This window comes from Pseudomonas sp. CFBP13528 (assembly GCF_005233615.1).
GTDB lineage: Bacteria > Pseudomonadota > Gammaproteobacteria > Pseudomonadales > Pseudomonadaceae > Aquipseudomonas > Aquipseudomonas fluorescens_AM.
In genome coordinates this window covers 25,121-49,115 of record NZ_QGAJ01000013.1, presented here as the reverse complement: position 1 = coordinate 49,115, position 23,995 = coordinate 25,121, and the positions used below count along the sequence as shown (strand labels likewise).

Below are 23,995 nucleotides of genomic sequence, written 5' to 3'. Positions count from 1 at the left end.
TCAGGGGGATAGGTGCGTGGCGGCGATTGTGATAACATCCGGCGGTTTCCAGGGCTGCCCCGAGGGGTGGTCCATAACGCGCAGATCCGTGTCATAACTCGTTGATTTGTCGTAAGTCGTTGTCAGGCACCGTGCCGGCAGCGGCGAGCTTTGTTCGTCCCGAATGGATGTAACGAAGTTTCACCCGAAAAAGGAATCAGGCTTCTCATGGGCGAACTGGCCAAAGAAATCCTCCCGGTCAATATCGAAGACGAGCTGAAACAGTCCTACCTCGACTACGCGATGAGCGTCATTGTCGGTCGGGCACTGCCTGATGCGCGCGACGGCTTGAAGCCCGTGCACCGGCGTGTGCTGTTCGCGATGAGCGAGCTGGGTAACGACTGGAACAAGCCGTACAAGAAATCTGCCCGTGTTGTCGGTGACGTGATCGGTAAGTATCACCCTCACGGCGACACTGCGGTGTACGACACCATCGTTCGGATGGCCCAGCCGTTTTCCCTGCGCTACCTGCTGGTAGACGGCCAGGGCAACTTCGGTTCGGTCGACGGCGACAACGCCGCGGCCATGCGATACACCGAAGTGCGCATGACCAAGCTGGCGCACGAGTTGCTGGCCGACCTGCATAAAGAAACCGTGGACTGGGTGCCGAACTACGACGGCACCGAAATGATCCCGGCCGTCATGCCCACCCGTATTCCCAACCTGCTGGTCAACGGTTCCAGCGGTATCGCCGTGGGCATGGCCACCAACATCCCGCCGCACAACCTCGGTGAAGTCATCGATGGTTGCCTGGCCCTCATCGACAACCCCGAGCTGACCGTCGATGAGCTGATGCAGTACATCCCCGGCCCGGACTTCCCGACCGCCGCGATCATCAACGGTCGCGCCGGCATCATCGAAGCCTACCGCACCGGTCGCGGCCGCATTTACATGCGCGCCCGCTCGATCATCGAAGACATCGACAAGGTCGGTGGCCGCCAGCAGATCGTCATCACCGAACTCCCGTACCAGCTGAACAAAGCACGCCTGATCGAGAAGATCGCCGAGCTGGTTAAAGAGAAGAAGCTCGAAGGCATCACCGAGCTGCGCGACGAGTCCGACAAAGACGGTATGCGCGTGGTGATCGAGCTGCGTCGTGGCGAAGTGCCCGAGGTGATCCTCAACAACCTCTACGCCCAGACCCAGCTGCAAAGCGTGTTTGGTATCAACGTGGTTGCCCTGATCGATGGCCGTCCACGCATCCTGAACCTCAAGGATCTGCTGGAAGCCTTCGTACGTCACCGTCGCGAAGTGGTCACCCGGCGTACCGTGTTCGAACTGCGCAAGGCCCGCGAGCGCGGCCACATCCTGGAAGGCCAGGCGGTTGCGCTGTCGAACATCGACCCGGTGATCGCGCTGATCAAGGCCTCCCCGACGCCGTCGGAAGCCAAGGAAGCCCTGATCAAGATGCCGTGGGAATCCAGCGCCGTCGTGGCCATGGTTGAACGCGCCGGCGCTGACTCCTGCCGTCCCGAGACCCTGGACCCGCAATACGGCCTGCGTGACGGCAAGTATTTCCTGTCGCCGGAACAGGCCCAGGCCATCCTGGAACTGCGCCTGCACCGCCTGACCGGTCTGGAGCACGAGAAGCTGCTGGCCGAGTACCAGGAGATCCTCAACCAGATTGGCGAGTTGATCCGCATCCTCAACAGCGCCGTACGCCTGATGGAAGTGATCCGCGAAGAACTCGAAGTGATCCGCGCCGAATACGGCGACGTGCGCCGCACCGAAATCCTCGATGCACGCCTCGATCTGACCCTGGGCGACATGATCCCGGAAGAAGAGCGCGTGGTGACCATCTCCCACGGTGGCTATGCCAAGACCCAGCCGCTGGCTGCGTACCAGGCTCAGCGTCGTGGCGGTAAAGGTAAATCGGCTACCGGCGTCAAGGATGAGGACTACATCGCTCACCTGCTGGTCGCCAACAGCCACACCACGCTGCTGCTGTTCTCCAGCAAGGGCAAGGTGTACTGGCTGAAAACCTACGAAATCCCGGAAGCCTCCCGTGCCGCCCGTGGTCGCCCACTGGTCAACCTGCTGCCGCTGGACAGTGATGAATACATTACCACCATGCTGCCGGTCGAGGACTACACCGAAGGTCACTTCATCTTCATGGCCACCGCCAAGGGCACTGTGAAGAAGACCCCGCTGGAATCCTTCAGCCGTCAACGCAGCGTGGGCCTGATCGCCCTGGAGCTGGACGAAGGCGACGTACTGATTTCGGCTGCCATCACCGATGGCGAGCGTGAAGTCATGCTGTTCTCCGACGGCGGTAAAGTAACGCGCTTCAAGGAATCCGACGTTCGCGCCATGGGCCGTACCGCCCGCGGTGTGCGCGGCATGCGTCTGCCAGAAGGGCAGAAGCTGATTTCGATGCTGATCCCGGAAGAAGGCAGCCAGATCCTCACCGCTTCCGAGCGTGGGTATGGCAAGCGTACCGCTATCAGCGAGTTCCCGGAGTACAAGCGTGGCGGCCAGGGTGTGATTGCCATGGTCAGCAACGACCGCAACGGCCGTTTGGTCGGCGCAGTCCAGGTGCTCGATGGCGAGGAAATCATGCTGATTTCCGACCAGGGCACCCTGGTACGTACCCGCGTGGCTGAAGTCTCGAGCCTGGGTCGTAACACCCAGGGCGTGACCCTGATCAAGCTGGCCAAGGACGAAAAACTGGTCGGCCTGGAGCGTGTGCAGGAGCCTTCGGAAGTTGAGGGCGAAGAGCTGGAAGATGAGGAGTTCGACGGCGAGGTGATCGCAGCCGGCGATGACAACGTCGACGAGCCAACCCTCGATGCTGCCGCAGACGAAGAAGAACCGCAGGAATAAGCGGACACACAGGGGGCGGATGAAGATTCGCCCCCTTGTTGTTTGTCCCCTTTGAAATATAACGCCGCCCCCTGTAGGAGCGAGCTTGCTCGCGAAAATCGCCAACGATGGCGCGGGCTGCCTGATACGCCCTTGCGCTCTCGGTTTTTTCGCGAGCAAGAACTGGGCGTCCCCCTCGTTCCTACAGTGTGTGATTTGAGTCCCACCAGATCAGAGAGATTGGATGTGAGCAAGAGAGCCTATAACTTCTGTGCCGGTCCCGCGGCGCTTCCTGAAGCAGTCCTGCAGCGCGCGCAGGCTGAACTCCTCGACTGGCATGGAAAAGGCCTCTCCGTGATGGAAATGAGCCATCGCAGCGATGAGTTCGTGTCCATTGCCACCAAGGCCGAGCAGGATCTGCGCGACTTGCTGGACATTCCCTCCCACTACAAAGTGCTGTTTCTGCAGGGCGGCGCGAGCCAGCAGTTCGCCCAGATTGCACTGAACCTGCTGCCTGAAGGCGGCACGGCTGACTATATCGACACCGGTATCTGGGGTCAGAAGGCCATTGAAGAAGCCTCCCGCTACGGTCATGTCAACGTGGCAGGCACCGCCAAGCCTTATGACTACTTCGCCATTCCTGGTCAGAACGAATGGAAGTTGTCCAAGAATGCGGCCTACGTGCACTACGTTGCCAACGAAACCATTGGCGGCCTGCAATTCGACTGGGTGCCGCAAGTGGGCGACGTCCCGCTGGTGTGCGACATGTCCTCGGACATCCTCTCGCGCCCGATCGACGTGTCCCGGTACGGCATGATCTACGCCGGTGCGCAGAAAAACATCGGCCCGAGCGGTATTCTGGTCAACATCATCCGCGAAGACCTGCTCGGCCGCGCCCGCTCGCTGTGCCCGACCATGCTCAACTACAAGGTCGCGGCCGATAATGGCTCGATGTACAACACCCCGCCGGCATTTGCCTGGTACCTGTCCGGCCTGGTGTTCGAATGGCTCAAGGAGCAGGGCGGCGTGGCGGCCATGGGCAAGCTCAACGAAGTGAAGAAGCGCACCCTCTACGACTTCATCGACGCCAGCGGCTTGTACAGCAACCCGATCAACCTCGCCAATCGCTCATGGATGAACGTGCCATTTCGCCTGGCCGACGACCGCCTGGACAAGCCGTTCCTGGCCGGCGCCGACGAGCGCGGCCTGCTGAACCTCAAGGGTCACCGTTCAGTCGGCGGCATGCGCGCCTCCATCTACAACGCTGTCGACATCCACGCCATCAACGCGCTGGTTGCCTACATGGCAGAGTTCGAAAAGGAACACGGCTAATGTCTGAGCAAGAACTCAAGGCCCTGCGGGTACGCATCGACAGCTTGGACGAGAAAGTCCTCGAGCTGATCAGCGAGCGCGCACGCTGCGCCCAGGAAGTGGCACGGGTGAAAATGGCGTCCCTGGCGGAAGGTGAAGTGCCGGTGTTCTACCGGCCCGAGCGAGAAGCCCAGGTGCTCAAGCGCGTGATGGAGCGTAACAAGGGCCCGCTGGGCAACGAAGAGATGGCGCGGTTGTTCCGTGAAATCATGTCCTCGTGCCTGGCGCTGGAACAGCCGCTGAAAGTAGCGTACCTCGGCCCGGAAGGCACTTTCACCCAAGCGGCGGCCATGAAGCATTTCGGCCACGCCGTGATCAGCAAGCCCATGGCAGCGATCGACGAAGTGTTCCGCGAAGTGGCGGCCGGCGCAGTGAATTTTGGCGTGGTGCCGGTGGAAAACTCCACCGAAGGCGCGGTCAACCACACGCTGGACAGCTTCCTGGAACACGACATGGTGATCTGTGGCGAGGTTGAGCTGCGCATCCACCATCACCTGTTGGTGGGCGAAAACACCAAGACCGACAGCATCAGCCGTATCTATTCCCACGCCCAGTCCCTGGCCCAGTGCCGCAAGTGGCTGGATGCGCATTACCCGAACGTCGAGCGCGTGGCAGTCTCCAGCAATGCCGAGGCGGCCAAGCGGGTCAAGGGTGAGTGGAACTCGGCAGCGATTGCCGGCGATATGGCGGCGGGCCTGTACGGGCTCACGCGCCTGGCCGAGAAAATCGAGGACCGTCCGGACAACTCCACGCGTTTCCTGATGATCGGTAGCCAGGAAGTGCCGCCCACCGGCGACGACAAGACTTCGATTATCGTCTCCATGAGCAACAAACCCGGCGCGCTGCACGAGCTGCTGGTGCCGTTCCACGACAACGGGATTGATCTGACGCGCATCGAGACGCGTCCTTCGCGCAGCGGTAAATGGACCTACGTGTTCTTTATCGACTTCATCGGGCATCACCGCGACCCACTGGTCAAAGGTGTGCTGGAGAAAATCAGCCAGGAGGCCGTGGCACTCAAGGTGCTGGGCTCTTACCCGAAAGCGGTTTTGTGAGGCTTTGACATGAGTGGCAACTTCCTCGCCCTGGCGCAGCCGGGCGTGCAACAACTCTCGCCTTACGTACCAGGCAAGCCTGTGGACGAGCTGGCACGTGAGTTGAATCTGGATCCATCCAAAATCGTCAAGTTGGCGAGTAACGAGAACCCGCTGGGCCCTGGCCCTAAAGTGCTGGCGGCGATTCGTGATGAGTTGGCTGAGCTGACCCGTTATCCCGACGGCAACGGCTTTGCCCTCAAGTCTCTGCTGGCAGAAAAATGCCGGGTAGAGCTCAATCAGGTGACCCTGGGCAACGGCTCCAACGACATCCTCGAGCTGGTCGGCCGGGCCTATCTGGCGCCGGGCCTGAATGCGGTGTTCAGTGAGCATGCATTTGCGGTCTACCCGATCGTCACCCAGGCCGTAGGTGCCGATGCGCGGGTTATCCCGGCAAAAGACTGGGGGCACGATTTGCCGGCGATGCTGGCCGCCATCGATGCGCAAACCCGCGTGGTGTTTATCGCCAACCCGAATAACCCGACGGGCACCTGGTTCGATGAGCAGGCCTTGAACGAATTCCTGCAGGACGTGCCCGAGCACGTCCTCGTGGTGCTGGATGAGGCTTATATCGAGTACGCCGAAGGCAGCGACCTGCCGGATGGCCTGGACTTCCTGGCGGCCTATCCGAACCTGCTGGTGTCGCGCACGTTCTCCAAGGCCTACGGCCTGGCGTCGCTGCGGGTTGGCTATGGCTTGTCCACAGCGGTAGTCGCCGATGTGCTCAACCGCGTGCGCCAACCGTTCAACGTCAACAGTCTGGCCCTGGCGGCGGCCTGCGCGGCATTGAATGACGCCGATTACCTGGAAGAAAGCCGTCGCCTCAACGAACGCGGCATGCAGCAATTGCAGGACGGTTTTCGCGAGTTGGGCCTGGGCTGGATTGCGTCCAGGGGCAACTTTATCTGTGTCGACCTCGGACAGGTAGCCGCCCCGGTCTTCCAGGGGTTGCTGCGCGAAGGCGTGATCGTACGCCCGGTGGCCAATTACGGCATGCCAAACCACCTGCGCGTCACCATCGGTTTGCCGGCGGAGAACAGCCGCTTCCTGGAGGCGTTGGCCAAGGTTCTGGCCCGTGGTTGATGTCACTGCATTGCAACCTGCTGTGCCTATGATCGGTCGCCTGGTGGTGGTCGGTCTTGGGTTGATCGGTGGATCCTTCGCCAAAGGCCTGCGCGAGAGCGGCCTGTGCGGCGAAGTGGTCGGCGTGGACCTGGACCCGCAATCGCGCAAGCTGGCGGTGGAGCTTGGGGTGGTGGATCGCTGCGAGGCGGACCTGGCCATCGCTTGCCAGGGCGCCGATGTGATCCAGCTGGCCGTGCCGATCCTGGCGATGGAAAAGCTATTGGCGATCCTGGCCGGCCTGGATTTGGGCGGCGCGATTCTCACGGATGTCGGCAGCGCCAAGGGTAACGTGGTGCGCGCCGCACAACTGGCGTTTGGTGACATGCCGCCGCGTTTCGTGCCGGGCCATCCGATTGCCGGTTCCGAGCAGAGTGGGGTGGAAGCGTCCAATGCGCAGCTGTTTCGGCGGCACAAAGTGATCCTGACTCCGCTTGAACAGACCGATCCTGCGGCCTTGGCCGTGGTAGACCGGCTATGGCGCGAGCTGGGGGCGGATGTGGAGCATATGCAGGTCGAGCGTCACGACGAAGTGCTGGCGGCGACCAGCCATCTGCCGCATCTGTTGGCATTCGGCCTGGTGGATTCGTTGGCCAAGCGCAACGAAAACCTGGAGATTTTCCGCTATGCCGCCGGTGGCTTTCGCGACTTCACGCGAATTGCCGGCAGTGACCCGGTGATGTGGCACGACATCTTCCTCGCCAACCGTGAAGCGGTGTTGCGTACCCTGGATACTTTCCGCAGCGACCTCGACGCCCTGCGCGACGCAGTGGATGCGGGCGATGGCCATCAACTATTGGGCGTGTTCACCCGTGCGCGGGTGGCGCGTGAACACTTCAGCAAGATCCTGGCGCGCCGCGCCTATGTGGAAACCGCAGTGAATGCCGAAGAACTGACCTTCATCGCCCGTCCCGGTGGCCGCTTGAGCGGGCGCATTCGGGTGCCGGGTGACAAGTCGATCTCCCATCGCTCGATCATGCTGGGCTCATTGGCTGAGGGCGTGACCGAAGTGGAAGGCTTCCTAGAAGGTGAGGACGCCTTGGCGACCTTGCAGGCGTTTCGCGACATGGGCGTGGTGATTGAAGGGCCGCACCACGGTCGAGTGACGATTCATGGCGTGGGCCTGCATGGCCTGAAACCGGCGCCGGGGCCGATCTACCTGGGCAATTCCGGTACGTCCATGCGCCTGTTGTCCGGGTTGCTGGCGGCGCAGCGCTTCGACAGCGTGCTGACGGGCGACGCCTCGCTGTCCAGGCGCCCGATGAGCCGCGTGGCCAAGCCGTTGCGAGACATGGGTGCAGTGATCGAGACCGGGCCGCAAGGCTGCCCGCCGCTGACCATACACGGTGGCCAGGCACTCAAAGGCATCAATTATGTACTGCCGATGGCCAGTGCCCAGGTGAAATCCTGTGTGTTGCTGGCCGGACTGTATGCCGAAGGCCGAACCGCAGTGACCGAGCCTGCACCGACCCGCGACCACACCGAGCGCATGTTGCGCGGTTTTGGTTACCCGGTGGTGGTGGAGGGCGCGACGGCGTCGGTCGAGTCCGGGCATACGTTGACCGCTACCCATATAGAAGTGCCGGGGGATATTTCCTCCTCGGCATTTTTCCTGGTAGCGGCCACGATTGCCGAGGGTTCCGAGTTGTTGCTCGAACATGTCGGTATCAATCCGACGCGCACCGGGGTGATCGATATTCTGCGCCTGATGGGCGCGGACATTACCGTTGAAAACCCACGTGAAGTGGGTGGCGAACCGGTTGCCGACTTGCGTGTACGCGCCGCTGGGCTCAAAGGCATCGAGATTCCCGAAGCGCTGGTGCCGCTGGCGATCGATGAATTTCCCGTACTGTTCGTAGCCGCCGCCTGCGCCGAGGGGCGCACAGTGTTGCGCGGTGCCGAGGAGCTGCGGGTGAAGGAGTCCGATCGTATCCAGGTCATGGCCGACGGTCTGTTGGCGCTGGGTGTGAAGTGTGAACCGACACCTGATGGGATTATCATTGACGGCAGCCCGATAGGCGGCGGCGACGTGCAGGCCCATGGCGATCACCGGATCGCCATGGCCTTCAGCGTGGCGTCGTTGCGAGCGGTGGCGCCGATCCGTATCCGCGATTGCGCCAACGTCGCCACATCTTTTCCGAACTTTCTTACACTGTGTGCCCATGTCGGCATGCGTGTAGCCCAAGAGGCTCAATTGTGAATATCAAAGCTGCGGTGATTACCATCGACGGGCCAAGCGGCTCGGGCAAGGGCACGATCGCCGGCATCCTGGCCAAGCGCCTCGGCTGGTGCCTGCTCGATTCCGGCGCGCTGTATCGCCTGCTGGCGTTCGCCGCGCGCAACCATGGCGTCGACCTGACCAACGAGGAATCCCTCACGTTGCTGGCGGCGCACCTTGACGTGCAGTTCGTCGGCGCGACGGAAGGTCATCCCCAGCGCATCATCCTTGAAGGCGACGATGTGACCGACGACCTGCGTAACGAACAAGTCGGTTCCTGGGCCTCCCAGGTTGCCGCGCTGCCCGCCGTACGTGACGCATTGCTGCAGCGCCAGCGCGCGTTTCAGGAGCCGCCGGGCCTGGTGGCCGACGGCCGTGACATGGGCACGGTGGTCTTTCCCGAGGCGCCGCTGAAGATTTTCCTGACCGCCAGCGCCGAGGAACGTGCTCGCCGCCGTTACTTGCAGTTGAAGGGCAAAGTCGATGGTGTTAGTCTGTCGAGTCTGCTAGATGAGATCCGTGCACGCGATGAGCGTGATACCCAGCGTGCGGTAGCCCCGCTCAAGCCGGCGGCTGACGCCATACAGCTGGATTCCACGGAGTTGTCCATCGAGCAGGTGCTGGAACGCATCATGAGCGAGATCGCCATTCGCGATATCGCCGGGTGACCAAGAAGGCCGCAGGGGACCAGTCATAGTCCTGTGGTGCTTCTTCTAATTGAAACTGACCCATACCGTCTGGGGTGTGGAGATGGGCGTATTCTTCGCCCTTATCAACAGGAATTAAAATGAGCGAAAGCTTTGCGGAACTCTTTGAAGAAAGCCTAAAAACCCTGAACCTTCAGGCAGGCTCCATCATCACCGGTGTTATCGTTGATATCGATTACCAAGCTCGCTGGGTAACCGTTCACGCTGGTCTGAAGTCTGAAGCTCTGATCCCGCTGGAACAGTTCTACAACGATGCTGGTGATCTGACAATCAATGTCGGTGACGAAGTTCACGTTGCTCTGGACTCGGTTGAAGACGGTTTCGGTGAAACCAAGCTGTCCCGTGAAAAAGCCAAGCGCGCTGAATGCTGGATTGTTCTCGAAGCAGCCTTCGCAGCTGAAGAAGTGGTCAAGGGCGTTATCAACGGTAAGGTTAAAGGCGGCTTCACTGTCGACGTTAACGGCATCCGTGCGTTCCTGCCAGGTTCTTTGGTCGACGTTCGTCCTGTGCGCGACACCACGCACCTGGAAGGCAAAGAACTCGAATTCAAGGTCATCAAGCTCGACCAGAAACGCAACAACGTTGTCGTTTCCCGTCGCAGCGTCCTGGAAGCAGAGAACTCCGCCGAGCGTGAAGCTCTGCTGGAATCCCTGCAGGAAGGCCAACAAGTCAAAGGTATCGTCAAGAACCTCACCGATTACGGCGCATTCGTCGATCTGGGTGGCGTCGATGGCTTGCTGCACATTACCGACATGGCTTGGAAGCGTATCAAGCATCCTTCGGAAATCGTCAACGTTGGCGACGAGATCGATGTCAAGGTTCTGAAATACGATCGCGAGCGCAACCGTGTTTCCCTGGGCCTGAAGCAACTGGGTGAAGATCCATGGGTCGCTATCAAAGCCCGTTACCCAGAAAGCACTCGCGTGACCGCGCGTGTTACCAACCTGACCGACTACGGCTGCTTCGCTGAGCTGGAAGAAGGCGTTGAAGGCCTGGTACACGTTTCCGAAATGGACTGGACCAACAAGAACATCCACCCTTCGAAAGTCGTACAAGTCGGCGACGAAGTGGAAGTTATGGTTCTGGACATCGACGAAGAGCGTCGTCGTATCTCCCTGGGCATCAAGCAGTGCAAATCTAACCCATGGGAAGATTTCTCTGGCCAGTTCAACAAGGGCGATAAAATCTCCGGCACCATCAAGTCGATCACCGATTTCGGTATCTTCATTGGTCTGGACGGCGGCATCGACGGCCTGGTTCACCTGTCCGACATCTCCTGGAACGAAGTTGGCGAAGAAGCTGTTCGTCGTTTCAAGAAGGGCGACGAGCTGGACACCGTTATCCTGTCGGTTGACCCAGAGCGCGAGCGCATCTCCCTGGGCATCAAGCAACTGGAAAGCGATCCGTTCTCCGAGTACGTACAAGAGAACGACAAAGGCGCCATCGTTAAAGGTACAGTGAAAGAAGTTGACGCCAAAGGCGCCATCATCACTCTGGCCGACGATATCGAAGCGACTCTGAAAGCCTCCGAAATCAGCCGTGACCGCGTTGAAGACGCGCGCAACGTTCTGAAGGAAGGCCAGGAAGTAGAAGCCAAGATCATCAGCGTTGACCGCAAGAGCCGCGTAATCCAACTCTCCATCAAGTCGAAAGATGAAGTGGAAGAGAAAGAAGCTATCCAGAGCCTGAAATCCGCTCCGGAAGCTGCAACTGGCGAGACCACCATGGCCTCCCTGCTGCGCGAAGCAATGGCTAAGCAGAACTAAGTTCTGTAAGGCTGTAAAAAAGGGCGACTTCGGTCGCCCTTTTTTGTGCCTGTTGGTTCAGCCTGATGAGACTGGCAGCTCGTAATCCAGTGGCGCAAGTCACGGCCGAAATAACGTCTGACTCATAGCGGCTGCGCTTCAGTGAGTGGCACTAGCACCCGTACGTGAAAGATAGGCTTATTCGCGAGCCGATTTGTCACGAAAAACGAAATACTTGCATGTGAAAAACCCAAAAAACGCGACAACTATGATTGCGAAGATTTGAACAAGTTGATGAGGGTAAAGTAACTTGTCGACAAGGATATACAGAAGCAAAAAGTTTATGAGGTACCCGGTTAAGTGCATCTGGATGTATCGTATCAAGGCACCTCGATTCTTTTTCTGAGAAAACGTCCACTTGTAATTGAATGTATAACTGGTGAGAACACCTATTATATAAATTAACGTCATCGCCAGCTTTTCACCGCTTCCGCAATACACGAGCAATAAGTAGCCCGCGTAAAGCAGGGCATTATTAGTCAGGCCGACAATCCCATAACGTATCAGTTGTAAAAAAGCGGGTGAGGCAAAAAAACTCATTCTGGCCTTCATTCTTTTTCGAAGCGCAAGGTAGATCGAGAGGTTTGCGTGTGTGTGCCAACTGTGTCATCAGATAAATCGTAGGTTTTCCGTCCTACAATATACAGGGGGCGGTTCTTGGTCTGGTCAAATGTTTTGCCGACGTATATGCCAACAATGCCCTGGATTGAAATGACGATGCCACCAATAAAGAATGTAGAAACCATGAGGCTGGTCCAGCCCTGTACCACGGCTCCGTGTAGCATCGTGGTGAACATGAGGTACGCCCCAAAGATAAACGCCAGTGCTGCCATGGTGAAACCTAACTTCACTGCAAGCCGAAGTGGTTTGTCTGAATAGGCAATTATTGTCTCCATCGCCAGGTTCCAGAGCTTTGAAAACGTATAGGTGCTTTTTCCATCCAGGCGTTCTGCGTGCGAGATTTCAATCCCTGTGCTTGAGAAACCTGTCCAATGAACGAGTGCACCAAAAAAGCGAAGTTGCTCGCGCATTTGGCAGAGGTTATCGACTACTTTTCGCGAAATAATACGAAAGTTTCCGCTGTCGCCATTATATTCAAAGTCGGCTAAATAGCTGAACGTCTTGTAGAACAGCCAAGAGGTTGCTCTCTTAAGTAGCGGATCACTTCGTTTTCCTCTCAAGGCTAAAACGATATCGTAACCCTCTTGCGCCTTGGCATAGAGGCGAGGAATCTCTTCAGGGCGATCCTGAAGGTCGCAATCCATCACAACGACCCATTGGCCTCGGCAAGCATCCAAGCCTGCGGTGATTCCATAGTGCTGGCCAAAGTTTCGACTCAACTGGATGCCACGTACTCTTGGGTCCGCCTCGGCGAGGCGCTCTATAATTTGCCACGAGCGATCGCCCCCGCAGTCTTCTATCAATACGATTTCGAAATCGGATGAGATTTCCTCGAGGGCGGATTTCAGGCGTGAGTAAAGCTCCTCAAGTGAGTTTTCGGCTTTGTAAACTGGAACGATCACCGAGATATGAGGTGATGTCAATTTTGCTGGCATAATATTTTTATCTTGTTGGTGTGTGGGATAGACGAATTGTTACCAAAATTTCGCATTGAAAAAAAGCTCTTGTTTATAAAAGAATATTCCAAAAAGCGCGTGTAAGAAAAACAACATCAGACAGAGTGAATACTTTACTTTGTCTACGGTGCGAATCGTCAGGTGATGTCTGTTTTTAACTAGAAATGCGACAGAGAACAGGAAGACCAGATAGAGCCCCATTTGTCCGCTCCACCAGAAGTTTCCATCGTACATTCTCGATCCGCTTTCTGCGAAGAAGTAGGTCAGTACCAAGCCCATCAAAAGGCAGCAGCAGGAAAAAACGACAGCTTTGTCTTGTATGAAATCTCTCGGGTAGCATAAAAAGGCCAGCAGCGGGAACGCTATCGATAAAATCAGCTTCGGAAATAGAAAGTCTGAATAATGAGCCATGGTCTCAAAGGGTAGAACAACAATATGGCTTTCAGTAGCGCCGGTGGCTTGTGAAAGGTCTTGGAAGAAAAACGTTTGAAAAAACTGCAGGCCTAGCAAAGCGATGATGGGGAGAAAAAATGCGAGATAGATATACTTGTTCATGAGTGCTGATTTGAGCCGGTGGCTGATCAGCAGGAAAAGCACAAAGGCGGGGAGCACGATCATCAAGAAATTAGGCTTTGAAATCCCACTGAGGAACAAAGCGAACGCGAGTGCGAGTCCGTTGGAGAGATTGTTGTGCTGCGGGCTGTCTACAGACTTGAGTGCATAGCAGAACGCCAGGAGGGATAGAGGCTTCAGCAGCAGCATGGTAGGGCTGTGATAAATGCTTATTCCTATGTAGCCGAAGTAAAGGTGCTGATCAATAGCGAAGAAGAGTTGTAAGGGCGTTATGACAAGCAAGCAGACTGAGAAAAATACAGCGATCAACGCGGACGTGTGAGCTTTCAAAATGTTGTAATTTAAAATAGCAAGGAAGAAGATTGAAAGCACTATGACCAGTGTTGACGCCTGGGGGTAACTGATGGCGAGTGCTTTTTTGGAAAGTATGGTGAGCACGTGATACAGCGGGTGAGGCAATATTAATTTCTGACCATTCTCCATGTCGCTTGCCCACTTTAAGTGAGTGACATAGTCGAACGCGTTTGTAGAGAGAGTGCTGATAAGAGGCTCAAATAGAATAATGCAAATTCCCAGAAGTATCCCATAGGCCACTAAGTTCGTAAGGCGCTTTGACTGAGGTGTGTCGGCTATCGTGCTAGTGTGCACCCTGCTATTTTTTTTAATTGGTTTAGCAGGTTTAAATAACGTCATTGCTGCTGCATCCCTTTGGCTTTCGTTGTGAACATGCGGACCGGATTAACTTAAGGTAATTATACCTGCTGAGCGATGATGATGCGCTTTTTGCAGGCTTCTCATCGTATGGGCTTGCGCCCCGATAGCGTCAGCGCCGTCACCGCGCTCGGCTTTCGAAGGTTACGGGATGTCCGTGCATGCATGGGCGGTCTCGATTCGCAAGTGACGTGGCTTACAGCTGTCTGGAGAGTCATCCGGAGGTGGGCTTGATCTGGCCATCGGGGCATGTAGTCGCGAAGGGCGCATGCCCCTTTGCGGAACGGGCGTTTCGAGACGTGGTTGAATGATGTAGAGAGGGCGACCATTGAAAGGCTGCTTGCTGCCGGTTCTGAAATCAAGTGAATCAAAAACCAAGAACTAACGCGTACGTCTCAAGGTCACAAGTGGCTATAGTCTTGATTGCTCCACATTGCTGATTCAATAAGGGGATGAATGAACAGGTTTATCATAGTGCTGGCAGTGCTGACGCTTGCAGGCTGCTCCGCTACCAGCGCCAAGACTCATGCAACGCGGGGCGGCAGCGGTATTGAGATCGACTGCTCGGGTCTGGGAAATAAATGGGAGAAGTGCGATGCGCGTGCGATGCGTGAGTGCAAAGCGCGGGGTTACAAGGTCATCGCCCGGTCCAGTGAAGCCAAGGATGACGCCGAAGACTATCCGTTCGGCTGGAACCCGGCTGGCGCGCTTACGCGCACGATGTTGGTGATCTGTAATTGATGATTTGGGTGTTTACGGCTGTCTTGGAGTAGGCGCGCAGATAAGTTAGTACATGGGCTGTTCAAAATCCTCAGGTCATGCTAAAACCTTCGAAGCGATTTTCCTAGCTGCTTGAAAAAGAAGGGAAAAATATGACGAAGTCGGAGTTGATCGAACGAATTGTCACCCATCAAGGGCTGCTCTCATCCAAGGATGTCGAGTTGGCTATCAAGACTATGCTTGAGCAAATGTCCCAATGCCTGGCCACCGGAGATCGTATAGAAATCCGCGGCTTCGGTAGCTTTTCGCTGCATTACCGTGCACCGCGAGTAGGGCGTAACCCCAAGACTGGCCAGTCCGTCAGTCTCGATGGGAAGTTCGTACCTCATTTCAAACCCGGTAAAGAGTTACGCGATCGGGTAAATGAAGATGAGGAAGAGGGCATCTGATTGTTTGCCAGGAGTATGTTATGCGTCAGTTCAAGCGTATTTTTACTGTCATCATTGCTTCAATCGTTGCTCTCGCAATTGTAGGCTTCGTGCTTGAGAACCAACAGTCAGCCTCGCTTTCGTTCTTGGGGTGGTCCTCCGCCACACTGCCTGTTTCAGTATTCGTTACGTTGGCACTGATAATCGGAATGCTACTGGGCCCAGTGCTGTTCCTGCTTTTCAAGCCTAGGCAGAGCCGAGGAAAGATACCTGCAGCGTGACCTGGATCCAGGTCGTTCAGGTGGACAAGATTGCCGGTGACGAGGGGTGCCGTTTGTCGGATCAATCTGATCGTTTTTCGCGTCGAATACGCTGATCTACATCCTATAAATGAATATCAGGATTTAAAACCGCAGCTTTTTCTGGCAGCAGCTACGGGTCGAATCTATTTTTAATTAATGATAATGACAGTGTTTAAGGGGGAATGGCTGCGCATTGCTAGCTCTGCGGAAGTATCCTACGCGTAGGCGGGAAGCGTCTCATTGACTTGTCAAGTCTTGCAATGTAGCGAAGAGATGGCAAAATGCAACATATTCTCGAGAACAGTCATTTTGTGCGCTCAAGGCCAGGCAGCGAAGCTGGGCTTCGTTGGGCGGTTGATGGAAAAATCACGCAAGATAGTCTGCATAACGAGCCCGCAGTTTCTCATTGAAGGCAGGTTTTTGTTGTGAGTAGTAGCTTCCGCGCCCCCCCTGTGCCCTCGACGGGTGAAGTCGACCTCTTTGCGTTATCTCAAATCGTCTGGCGTCAGAAAAAAATAGTCCTGATCACCACTGCTGGCGTGGCGCTGCTCGCAGCGGCGTATGCATTCCTGGCGACTCCTGAATATCAGGTGAGCAGTGTACTAAGGCCTGCCGCGATCAATGAGTTGGACGCCTTAAATCGTTCGGAAGTTTATAAGTTGCCACCGAGTGAAGCGCTTCTGAAAGTTGGAGCTTCCCTTGAATCTTATGAAACCCGATTGAATTTTTTCAGAGCCAATCAGCAGCTCTTTAGCGAGTTTGAGCGTCCAGGGCGTACCCTTGAGCAGAGTTTTGAAGAGTTCAATCGTAATTCGATCAGTTTGATAGTGCCTGACTTGAAGAAAGCTGAGTCACTGAGTGCCTATATCAAACTCGAAATGAATTACCCGCAGGGCGTCGATGGTGTAAAGATTCTGAACGATTTCGTTCAGTATGCGATTGCCAGCGAGCGCAAGCAGATAGCGGCCGATATGGATGTTATTGTCAAGAACCGAATTAACGAAATTACGGGTAAGTTTAACGCTGCGCGAGCAAGTTATGAAACCGACAAGGAAGCGAAGATAGCTTCATTGCTCGAGGCCGACAATCTGAAGCGCGCACAGCTGTTGGACGAATTGAAGGCGCTGCGTGCCCAGTTGAAAACGTTGCGTACCGATCGCATGTCGCAATTGGCTGAGGCTATCGGCATCGCTAAATCACTGGGCATTAACAAACCGACGACGCCTTCTTCGTTGGGAGACGCTGAACGCGCAAGCTCAAACAGCGTGATGCGTACGGAAGTGAACAACCAGCAGATACCTCTTTATTTCATGGGGGTAGAGGCGCTCGAGGCCGAAAAGCGAGCACTCAATCAACGAAACTCGGACGACTTCGCTGAGGCGCGTATTGCCCAAATCGCCAAAGAACTGCAGCTGCTTCAATCCAATCGTCAAGTTGAAGTACTCAATCGCCGAGAAAACGAAGACATTTTTCTAGCCGGGGTGGAGCCGCTGAGGGCGGAAATGGCGCGTTTGCGCAATTTGAATATCGATATGAGTCGCATAAAGTTAGTGGCCATTGATCGAGCCGCTATGGAGCCGTTGAGCGCAGTAAAGCCCAAGAAGCTGCTGATCATCATGGGTGGTATTATTGCTGGTTTGGTTCTCGGTATAGCCTTCGCGTTGTTCTCCAGCGTTTTTCGCTCCAAGAGGCTGGCGTAGAGGCGGCCGCTGGAGTACATCTTGCTACCTGCGCTAGCAAGCGCCTGCAAGAATGCGCTCCACTGTCGTGTTAAGTGATGGCCAGTAGCCCATTGTCTGTGCCCGGGCCTGAGATTGGCCTGATTTGTTGGGTGGCTGTAGGCGATTATGCTATTACGCCAGGAAAAACAAGTTTAAAATTGCTGATACATTTTGATGCGCCTGTCAGCAGCGTCCAGCTGCAGAACCGTGCGTTAGGTTGCTGACAGTATTGGCTAGCTGTGGAGAGATTATGGCGTATTTATCAAACGAGCAGCTGGCTCAGCTCGGTTTTAAACAGCTTGGCAAAGATGTGAAAATCAGTGATCGAGCCAGCATTTATAATGCTGATCAAATTGAGATTGGCGATTTTTCGCGAATTGATGATTTTTGCGTCATTTCAGGCAAGATTACATTCGGTCGCTTCAATCATATAACACCTATGTGCCTTATCGCTGGTGGGACGCCGGGTATCGTATTTGAGGATTTTTGTACGTTGGCGTACGGCGTCAAGATATTCTCCCAGTCGGATGATTACAGCGGCGAAACGTTAACGAACTCTTTAATTCCAAAAAAATTCAAGAACGAGTTGTTTTCTGCGGTACACGTGCACAGGCACGTAATAGTAGGCGCTGGCGCTGTCATTTTTCCAGGTGTGATACTGGCTGAAGGATGCGCCGTAGGCGCGATGGCGCTTGTTACCAAATCTACTGACGCCTGGGGTGTCTATGCAGGCATACCCGCAAAACGTGTCAAAGAACGTAAGAAAGATTTACTTCAACTAGAAAAAGAATTTTATGGTGAGTTCGATGAAAGTTCCCTTTAATAAGCCGCCTTATACCGGTAATGAGGATCAATATGTAACCCGCGCCATGCGCAGCGCGAAGATGTCCGGAGATGGAGACTTCACGATAAATTGCCAGCGCTGGTTCGAAGAAACGTTTTCGTGCCAAAAGGCATTATTGACGCCCTCTTGCACCCAGGCGCTTGAGATGGCGGCAATATTGGTCGATATACAGCCGGGCGATGAAGTGATCATGCCCAGCTACACCTTCGTAAGTACAGCCAATGCCTTTGTACTTCGCGGGGCAAAAATCGTATTTGTCGATATTCGTCCGGACACGATGAATATTGATGAAACCCTGATTGAAGCGGCCATTACTGAAAAAACCAAGGTCATAGTGCCGGTCCATTACGCAGGCGTGGCGTGTGAAATGGACACCATCATGGACATTGCGCAGCGACACAAGTTGTTTGTTGTCGAAGACGCAGCACAGGGCATGATGTCCACCTATAAAGGACGTAAGTTGGGCACTATTGGTCATTTAGCTGCCTACAGTTTTCATGAAACAAAAAACTACACCAGTGGCGGTGAGGGTGGTTTGCTGCTCATTAATGACGAGCGTTTTATTGGGCGCGCTGAAATTATCCGTGAAAAAGGCACTAACCGTAGCCAGTTTTTCAGAGGGATGATTGATAAGTACACCTGGGTGGATATTGGCAGCAGCTACCTGCCTGGTGAACTTCAGGCAGCCTATCTGTTCGGTCAATTAGAACGGGCGGAGGTGATTAACGAATTCCGCTGCAAAATCTGGAATCGCTACAATGCCGCGTTTAAAGATCTGGTCGGTGCCGGTCTGATCGAAACGCCGTCAGTTCCAGAGGGCTGTGTAGCCAACGCGCACATGTTTTATATCAAGGTTAAAGATATTGTCGCCCGCACGGCAGTGCTTAAACATCTGAATGCCTCCGGCGTGGGCGGCGTTTTTCATTATGTGCCTCTGCACAGCGCTCCGGCGGGAATTCTGTTGGGACGTTTTAACGGCGAAGATGTCTTTACCACTAAGGAAAGTGAGCGTCTTCTTCGTCTACCGGTCTGGTACGGAATGTCAGACGTTGAAATTCAGCACGTCATTGATTCTGTGATAGGTGCAGTTAATGCCGCCGGTCGGTAAATTAAAAGAGAAAAGGGCGGGACTGCTGGCGGGCGCTTTTTTCACGAGCGCCGCTCAAGCATCAAAAATCCTGGTAGGGTTCTGCATTCTTAAGCTGATTGCTTTGTATTTGGGTGCAGATGGCCTCGGGAAATTGGGGCACTTTATGAGCCTGGTCTCCATCGCGGTCTTGTTGGCGGGGGGGGGATTGGGGCACGGTGTCATCAAATATGTAGCCGAGTTCAAGGACAGTAAGTTTAGTCTGTACAGGCTGTTTTCCACCTCGGTGTTCTATGCGTTGGGGGCCTCCATGCTTGTCTTGGTGGCCTTGTTTTCATTTGCTGAGAAGATATCGGTCCTGGTGTTTGGAGAGCCTCGCTTTTACTGGGTGATCCTGTGCCTTGCTGTCGCCCAGGTTGCGTTCGCGTTCAATATTCTGTTTTCCGGTTTCTTCAATGGGCTCGGTAAACTGAAGGTGAATGCGGTGGTGCAGGTTGTTTCAAATATCCTGGCACTGCCATTAATATGGTTTTTGATTTCAAGCTATAAAATGCCAGGTGCGGCGATTGCCATGCTTGCGATCTTTGTCATGCCGATTATTGTTTCGTTGTTTTTTGTTAAAGGCATGCCGCTGTTCAGAATGATCAAGTGGCGAAAATTTGATGTTGGCATTGGGAAGGGTTTTGCCAGATTCGGTTTGATGTTACTGGTCAGTGCGGTCATGTTTCCTGTGGTGGAAATAGTTATCAGGGAGTCGCTGATAACGCAGGTGGGGTACAGTGAGGCAGGTATATGGCAGGGGAGTATAAAACTCTCAAGCGCTTATATTGGATTTTTTAGCGTCTTCCTGGCGTCTTACTATATGCCACTTATTTCGGCAACGCGAGAGAAGAAGGCAATAACACGTCAGGTCATCAAGTTCATGTTGCTGGTGATGGGCGGGTTCCTTATCGGCGGAAGTGTGCTTTATTTTGGTCGGCACTTCTTCATCCCGCTGCTGCTGTCTTCCGAATTTAATGAACTGGAGAATTATATAATTTTTCAGCTGGTGGGCGATTTTTTCAAAGTTTCCGCTTACGTGATCGGGTTCGTGGCAGTGGCCAAGGCTGCGACCAAATTGTATATACTGTCTGAAGTTATTCAAGCGCTGCTGTTTGTCGGGCTCACTTTTTCGCTGGGAAAAAGTATCGGCGGTATTTACGGTGTCATGTATTCTTATATGATCGCTTACATCGTATTTTTTGTCATGTGTGTCATCGGTTTTGCCTGCTGGGCGCGTAGATAATGGAACTGGAATTCACTCTCCCGTTGTACCTGGCCTATGGCTTTTTGGTGCTGGTGGCTGCATTTGATACCTTAAGTGATAGGAAACTACCAGCGATTGTTGTGTCTGTGCTGATGGCTGTTCCGCTAGTTTTCCTGGCTACGTTCAGGGCAGTGGGAGTTGGCAGCGATGATGCCGCTTATCTCGAGATGCTCTATCAGATACCGTCGGTATTGGATTGCCAGAACGTCTATTGCGATTACAGCTACGCGACATTCAATGTCGAGTTCGGTTTTTTCATGTTCCTGTCGGTATTGGCAGCACTCGGAAAGAATGCGGCCGTTTTATTCGGCTTTAGTTCGTTAGTTGCGGTGACGTTAAATATTCGCAGCATAAGGTATTTTTCTCCTTACTTTGCATTGGCGGTGCTGGTTTACTTTACGCATTTTTACCTGGCCAAAGAACTCAATGCAATACGCTTGGGGTTGGCATCCGGGTTGCTATTCCTCGCTGCGGCCTATCTGGATCAGCGAAAGTATAAAATGATGACGGCGCTGATCGTTGCCGCGACATTGGTTCATGTGTCATCGGTATTTTTTATTGTGCCAGTGGGGTTGTATCTTTTTCGGCCCAAGCGCAGTTTGTACCTTCTCGTCAGTGCCGTTCTGATCTTTATCTCCGCAACCATCGACTTTAAATCTGTGCTGCGTCAAATGGCAATTTTCGGTTTTGTGGGGGATAAAATCGAATTGTATCTCAACGCCGACATGTACAGTTATGCCTTGCCGCTTTTTGACATGGTGAATATCAAGAATTTGCTGGTGATCATCGCAGGCCTGGTGTGTTGGAAGAAGATTGAACATCGATACCAGAGTTTCAATCTGATTTTCTGTATTTTTTATTGTGCGGCCTTCTTGCGTATTGTGCTGGGCGATTTCGCGATCCTGGCGGGTCGGGGCTACGCAAGTATTTCAATGTTTGAGTACGTGCTGATCCCCATGATCGCTGTGCATGTGTGTGGCAAGAAATTGGGCTTTTTGCTGGTGGCGGCTTATACCTTTGCAACCTTGTACCTGAACCTCAACAGCAATTCAGGGTGGACAGGTGGTTCCGAAGTGTTTTTCGATTTCCTATAGATTGTGGTTGAGGGTGTATGAAAAGCATATTGTTTGTGATGGGAGGACTCGCTATTGGCGGGGTTGAGACTTACGTGGTCAGATTGGCCAAATATCTCAAGCTGGCCGGGCACTCCGTTAGCGTGACTTTACTGTCTGATAAGTATGATCAGGGGCTGTTTACCGAACTCTCCCAGCACGCGTCGGTCACGATTGTCGAACATGTTCCTTTTCTGTCTGCTTCCAGTTGGGTCAATGCACTGTTGCCGGCAAAAACGGATACCACAAAGTACGACATCGTTCATGTGGTAGATGTGCTGACGTTGGCCTATGTTTGTTTAAATAGAGATCAGCTGGATTTCAAATCGGTCAGTGTCGGTATTTATCACTCTAAGGAAATTGCCTGGTGGCGCGGTCGTAATATCTATTTCAGGAAAAAAATGTTGGCGTTGTATGATCGCAACGTCCAGCTCACGTTATTTCCTAACGAAAGAACGGCTGAGATGGCTGCAGAATTCAGTGGCGCCGAGGTGTCGGGGCTGGATATTCTACCGCTGGGCATTTCTTTTGAAAGCTACAGTGCTCGCCAGCCGCTTCAGTCATCCTTGCGTATAGTTTCCGTCGGTCGTTTGGTTGACTTCAAGATCTACAATCGCCATGTCATCTCGCAACTGGCTGAGCTTCGCAAGTTAGCCGATTTTGAGTACTTCATATATGGCGACGGCCCTGAGCGCAACGCGCTGATTGCCTTGGCTGAGTCGCACGGCGTTGAGGCTTATGTGCATTTTTGCGGTGAGGTAGATTACGCTGAGCTGCCCTCTATCCTGGATGGTGCATTTTGCTTTGTAGGGTCGGGGACGACGATTATCGAGGCCTCGGCAGCTGGCATTCCCTCTGTTGTTGGCATCGAGTCGATTGAGCGCCCGCTCACGTGTGGTCTGTTTTCGGACGTTGCCGGATATTCCTATAACGAAGAGTCCGCCACCACCAACCGGGTTGGGATTTTTGATACCATTGCGATGCTGCACGCGATGAGCGCTTCCGAGTACATGCAGGTTTCCGACCGTCACAGAAAGAAGGCCAAGCTTTTTGACATACTGGAAACCTCTGCTCAGTTTGTAGAGAAATCAAATCGCGCCCCCCGTTTCGATATTAAAATTAACCGGTGGATCGCGATGTTGTCATTCATTAAATCTGTGATTTTTTTGGGGCCCAAAGCGCTCAAGTCCAGATTCGATAGTGTGAGCTGACATGCCCCTGAATATTGCAATAGTTACTCAGTATTTTTACCCTGAGAGCTTTATCATTAATGATATCGTGGAGGAATTGGCATCGCTTGGCCATACAGTCGAAGTGTTCACGGGGCAACCTAATTATCCGGACGGTGATACCTACGAAGGGTATCAGGCAGCTTCCTGCAGCGAGCACATGTACAAGGATTCGATAAAGGTTCACCGTGCACCTTTAAGGCCACGTCATGCAGGCGGTGCAAAGAATCTGATCCTTAACTACCTGTCATTTGTAGTTAATGGCATCAAGCATTTTCCAAAGCAGAATGCGGGAAAAAAATTCGACGCGATCATTGTGTTCGCGGTGTCTCCCATCACTGCTGCGATCCCCGCAATTGTGTTGAAGCGCTCTACGGATGCGCACCTGATGGTCTGGGTGCAGGATTTGTGGCCCGAAACGCTGAAAGCAACCGGGTTTATAAAAAATCACTGGGCGCTGAAAGCCGTGGGTTTGCTGGTTCGGTTCATATATGCCAAGGCAGATACCGTATTGGTACAGTCTGAAGCATTTATATCGTCTGCCGAAAAGTATGTGGAGAAAAGCAAGCTCGTTTATTACCCCAACTCCTATCGGCTGTCACCTGCGCCGCCCGCTGGCGCCGCCAGTGTTTTACCTGATGAAATCAATCAGTTGTTAACCTCCCATTTTTGCATTGTGTTTGCTGGCAATCTCGGATTTGCGCAATCTTTGGAAACTATCGTCGATGCGGCAAAAGCCCTGACTCACCTTAGTTGCAAGATCGTGGTGGTTGGCAGTGGTAGCCGTCTTGAATGGATGAATGAGCAAAAGCGTGTGCATGCGCTGCACAACTTGGAATTGGTGGGGCGTTTGCCATCTGAATCAATGCCGGAATTATTCGCCAAGAGTGAAGCCCTGCTGGTGACGCTCAAAAAGGACGAAATATTCACCCTGACCATTCCCAGCAAAGTCCAGGCCTATATGGCAGCAGGCAAGCCCATCTTGGCCGCCCTTGACGGCGAGGGTGCGAGAGTCGTGCAGTTGGCGGGCGCCGGCCTGTGCTCTCCCGCAGGTGACGCTGCTGCGCTGGCGAGTAATATCGAACAAATTTATCGCTGCGAGCCCGAAAAAAGAAGCGCCTACGGGGCCGCAGGGTATCGGTTTTTCTGTGATAATTACGAAATGAAAAGCCAGTGCCGCCGCTTGGTCGAAATTATTCAAGATCGAATTAAAAATACGTAGAGATC

At 54.1% G+C, this 23,995-nt stretch carries 19 protein-coding genes; 17 read left to right on the top strand and 2 right to left on the bottom strand.

Annotated features, from left to right (window positions below):
• Positions 1-207 precede the first annotated feature (207 nt).
• From gyrA to rpsA, 7 genes are all read left to right on the top strand, one after another.
• Entirely contained in the window at positions 208-2,862 is a 2,655-nt protein-coding gene (gene gyrA / locus PspCFBP13528_RS20670) for a DNA gyrase subunit A (protein ID WP_065950322.1), read from the top strand.
• 225 nt (positions 2,863-3,087) lie between these two features.
• Positions 3,088-4,173 carry a 3-phosphoserine/phosphohydroxythreonine transaminase gene (serC, locus tag PspCFBP13528_RS20665; protein ID WP_137201400.1) on the top strand — a complete coding sequence of 362 codons (1,086 nt, stop codon included), beginning with the start codon at positions 3,088-3,090 and terminating at the stop codon, positions 4,171-4,173.
• A complete protein-coding gene (gene pheA / locus PspCFBP13528_RS20660) occupies positions 4,173-5,267 on the top strand; it encodes a prephenate dehydratase (RefSeq protein WP_003172650.1) in 1,095 nt (364 codons plus the stop codon). The genes serC and pheA overlap by 1 nt, the downstream gene beginning before the upstream one ends.
• Before the next feature lie 9 nt (positions 5,268-5,276).
• Positions 5,277-6,389, top strand: a complete 1,113-nt coding sequence (hisC, locus tag PspCFBP13528_RS20655) for a histidinol-phosphate transaminase (protein ID WP_101221219.1) — start codon at positions 5,277-5,279, stop codon at positions 6,387-6,389.
• Positions 6,390-6,417: 28 nt separating this feature from the next.
• Positions 6,418-8,628 (top strand): bifunctional prephenate dehydrogenase/3-phosphoshikimate 1-carboxyvinyltransferase, encoded by a 2,211-nt coding sequence (locus PspCFBP13528_RS20650; RefSeq protein ID WP_241669125.1) that lies wholly within the window; start codon positions 6,418-6,420, stop codon positions 8,626-8,628.
• Entirely contained in the window at positions 8,625-9,314 is a 690-nt protein-coding gene (gene cmk, locus PspCFBP13528_RS20645) for a (d)CMP kinase (protein WP_065950326.1), read from the top strand. The genes PspCFBP13528_RS20650 and cmk overlap by 4 nt, the downstream gene beginning before the upstream one ends.
• Positions 9,315-9,433: 119 nt before the next feature.
• On the top strand, positions 9,434-11,119 hold the full coding sequence (gene rpsA / locus PspCFBP13528_RS20640; RefSeq protein WP_065950327.1) for a 30S ribosomal protein S1: 1,686 nt from the start codon (positions 9,434-9,436) through the stop codon (positions 11,117-11,119).
• A 587-nt stretch (positions 11,120-11,706) separates the two neighbouring features.
• Here rpsA and PspCFBP13528_RS20630 read toward each other — a convergent pair.
• Both PspCFBP13528_RS20630 and PspCFBP13528_RS20625 read right to left on the bottom strand, forming a co-directional pair.
• Entirely contained in the window at positions 11,707-12,714 is a 1,008-nt protein-coding gene (locus tag PspCFBP13528_RS20630) for a glycosyltransferase family 2 protein (protein WP_065950329.1), read from the bottom strand.
• A 39-nt stretch (positions 12,715-12,753) separates the two neighbouring features.
• A complete protein-coding gene (locus tag PspCFBP13528_RS20625; RefSeq protein ID WP_137201397.1) occupies positions 12,754-14,001 on the bottom strand; it encodes a hypothetical protein in 1,248 nt (415 codons plus the stop codon).
• A gap of 474 nt (positions 14,002-14,475) precedes the next feature.
• Between PspCFBP13528_RS20625 and PspCFBP13528_RS20620 the strand changes: the two genes are divergently transcribed.
• The 10 genes from PspCFBP13528_RS20620 to PspCFBP13528_RS20575 all read left to right on the top strand — a co-directional run bounded on the left by PspCFBP13528_RS20620 (position 14,476) and on the right by PspCFBP13528_RS20575 (position 23,990).
• A complete protein-coding gene (locus PspCFBP13528_RS20620) occupies positions 14,476-14,760 on the top strand; it encodes a hypothetical protein (protein ID WP_065950331.1) in 285 nt (94 codons plus the stop codon).
• 131 nt (positions 14,761-14,891) lie between these two features.
• On the top strand, positions 14,892-15,188 hold the full coding sequence (ihfB, locus tag PspCFBP13528_RS20615) for an integration host factor subunit beta (protein ID WP_065886416.1): 297 nt from the start codon (positions 14,892-14,894) through the stop codon (positions 15,186-15,188).
• 20 nt (positions 15,189-15,208) lie between these two features.
• Complete coding sequence (locus tag PspCFBP13528_RS20610) at positions 15,209-15,448, top strand: lipopolysaccharide assembly protein LapA domain-containing protein (RefSeq protein ID WP_065950332.1); 240 nt, start codon at positions 15,209-15,211, stop codon at positions 15,446-15,448.
• A 446-nt stretch (positions 15,449-15,894) separates the two neighbouring features.
• A complete protein-coding gene (locus PspCFBP13528_RS20605) occupies positions 15,895-17,169 on the top strand; it encodes a Wzz/FepE/Etk N-terminal domain-containing protein (RefSeq protein WP_065950333.1) in 1,275 nt (424 codons plus the stop codon).
• Between the two features lie 271 nt (positions 17,170-17,440).
• Positions 17,441-18,013, top strand: coding sequence for an acyltransferase (locus PspCFBP13528_RS20600; RefSeq protein WP_137201396.1), 573 nt, complete (start codon positions 17,441-17,443; stop codon positions 18,011-18,013).
• The gene (rffA, locus tag PspCFBP13528_RS20595) at positions 17,997-19,142 is read left to right on the top strand and encodes a dTDP-4-amino-4,6-dideoxygalactose transaminase (RefSeq protein ID WP_065950335.1); all 1,146 of its coding nucleotides are present in this window, start codon (positions 17,997-17,999) and stop codon (positions 19,140-19,142) included. Before PspCFBP13528_RS20600 ends, rffA begins: the two co-directional genes overlap by 17 nt.
• Positions 19,126-20,406, top strand: a complete 1,281-nt coding sequence (locus PspCFBP13528_RS20590) for an O-antigen translocase (protein WP_137201395.1) — start codon at positions 19,126-19,128, stop codon at positions 20,404-20,406. The genes rffA and PspCFBP13528_RS20590 overlap by 17 nt, the downstream gene beginning before the upstream one ends.
• Positions 20,406-21,521, top strand: coding sequence for an EpsG family protein (locus PspCFBP13528_RS20585; RefSeq protein ID WP_065950337.1), 1,116 nt, complete (start codon positions 20,406-20,408; stop codon positions 21,519-21,521). The genes PspCFBP13528_RS20590 and PspCFBP13528_RS20585 overlap by 1 nt, the downstream gene beginning before the upstream one ends.
• A 17-nt stretch (positions 21,522-21,538) precedes the next feature.
• On the top strand, positions 21,539-22,750 hold the full coding sequence (locus PspCFBP13528_RS20580; RefSeq protein ID WP_137201394.1) for a glycosyltransferase family 4 protein: 1,212 nt from the start codon (positions 21,539-21,541) through the stop codon (positions 22,748-22,750).
• Position 22,751: 1 nt separating this feature from the next.
• A complete protein-coding gene (locus PspCFBP13528_RS20575; protein ID WP_178084450.1) occupies positions 22,752-23,990 on the top strand; it encodes a glycosyltransferase family 4 protein in 1,239 nt (412 codons plus the stop codon).
• Positions 23,991-23,995 lie beyond the last annotated feature (5 nt).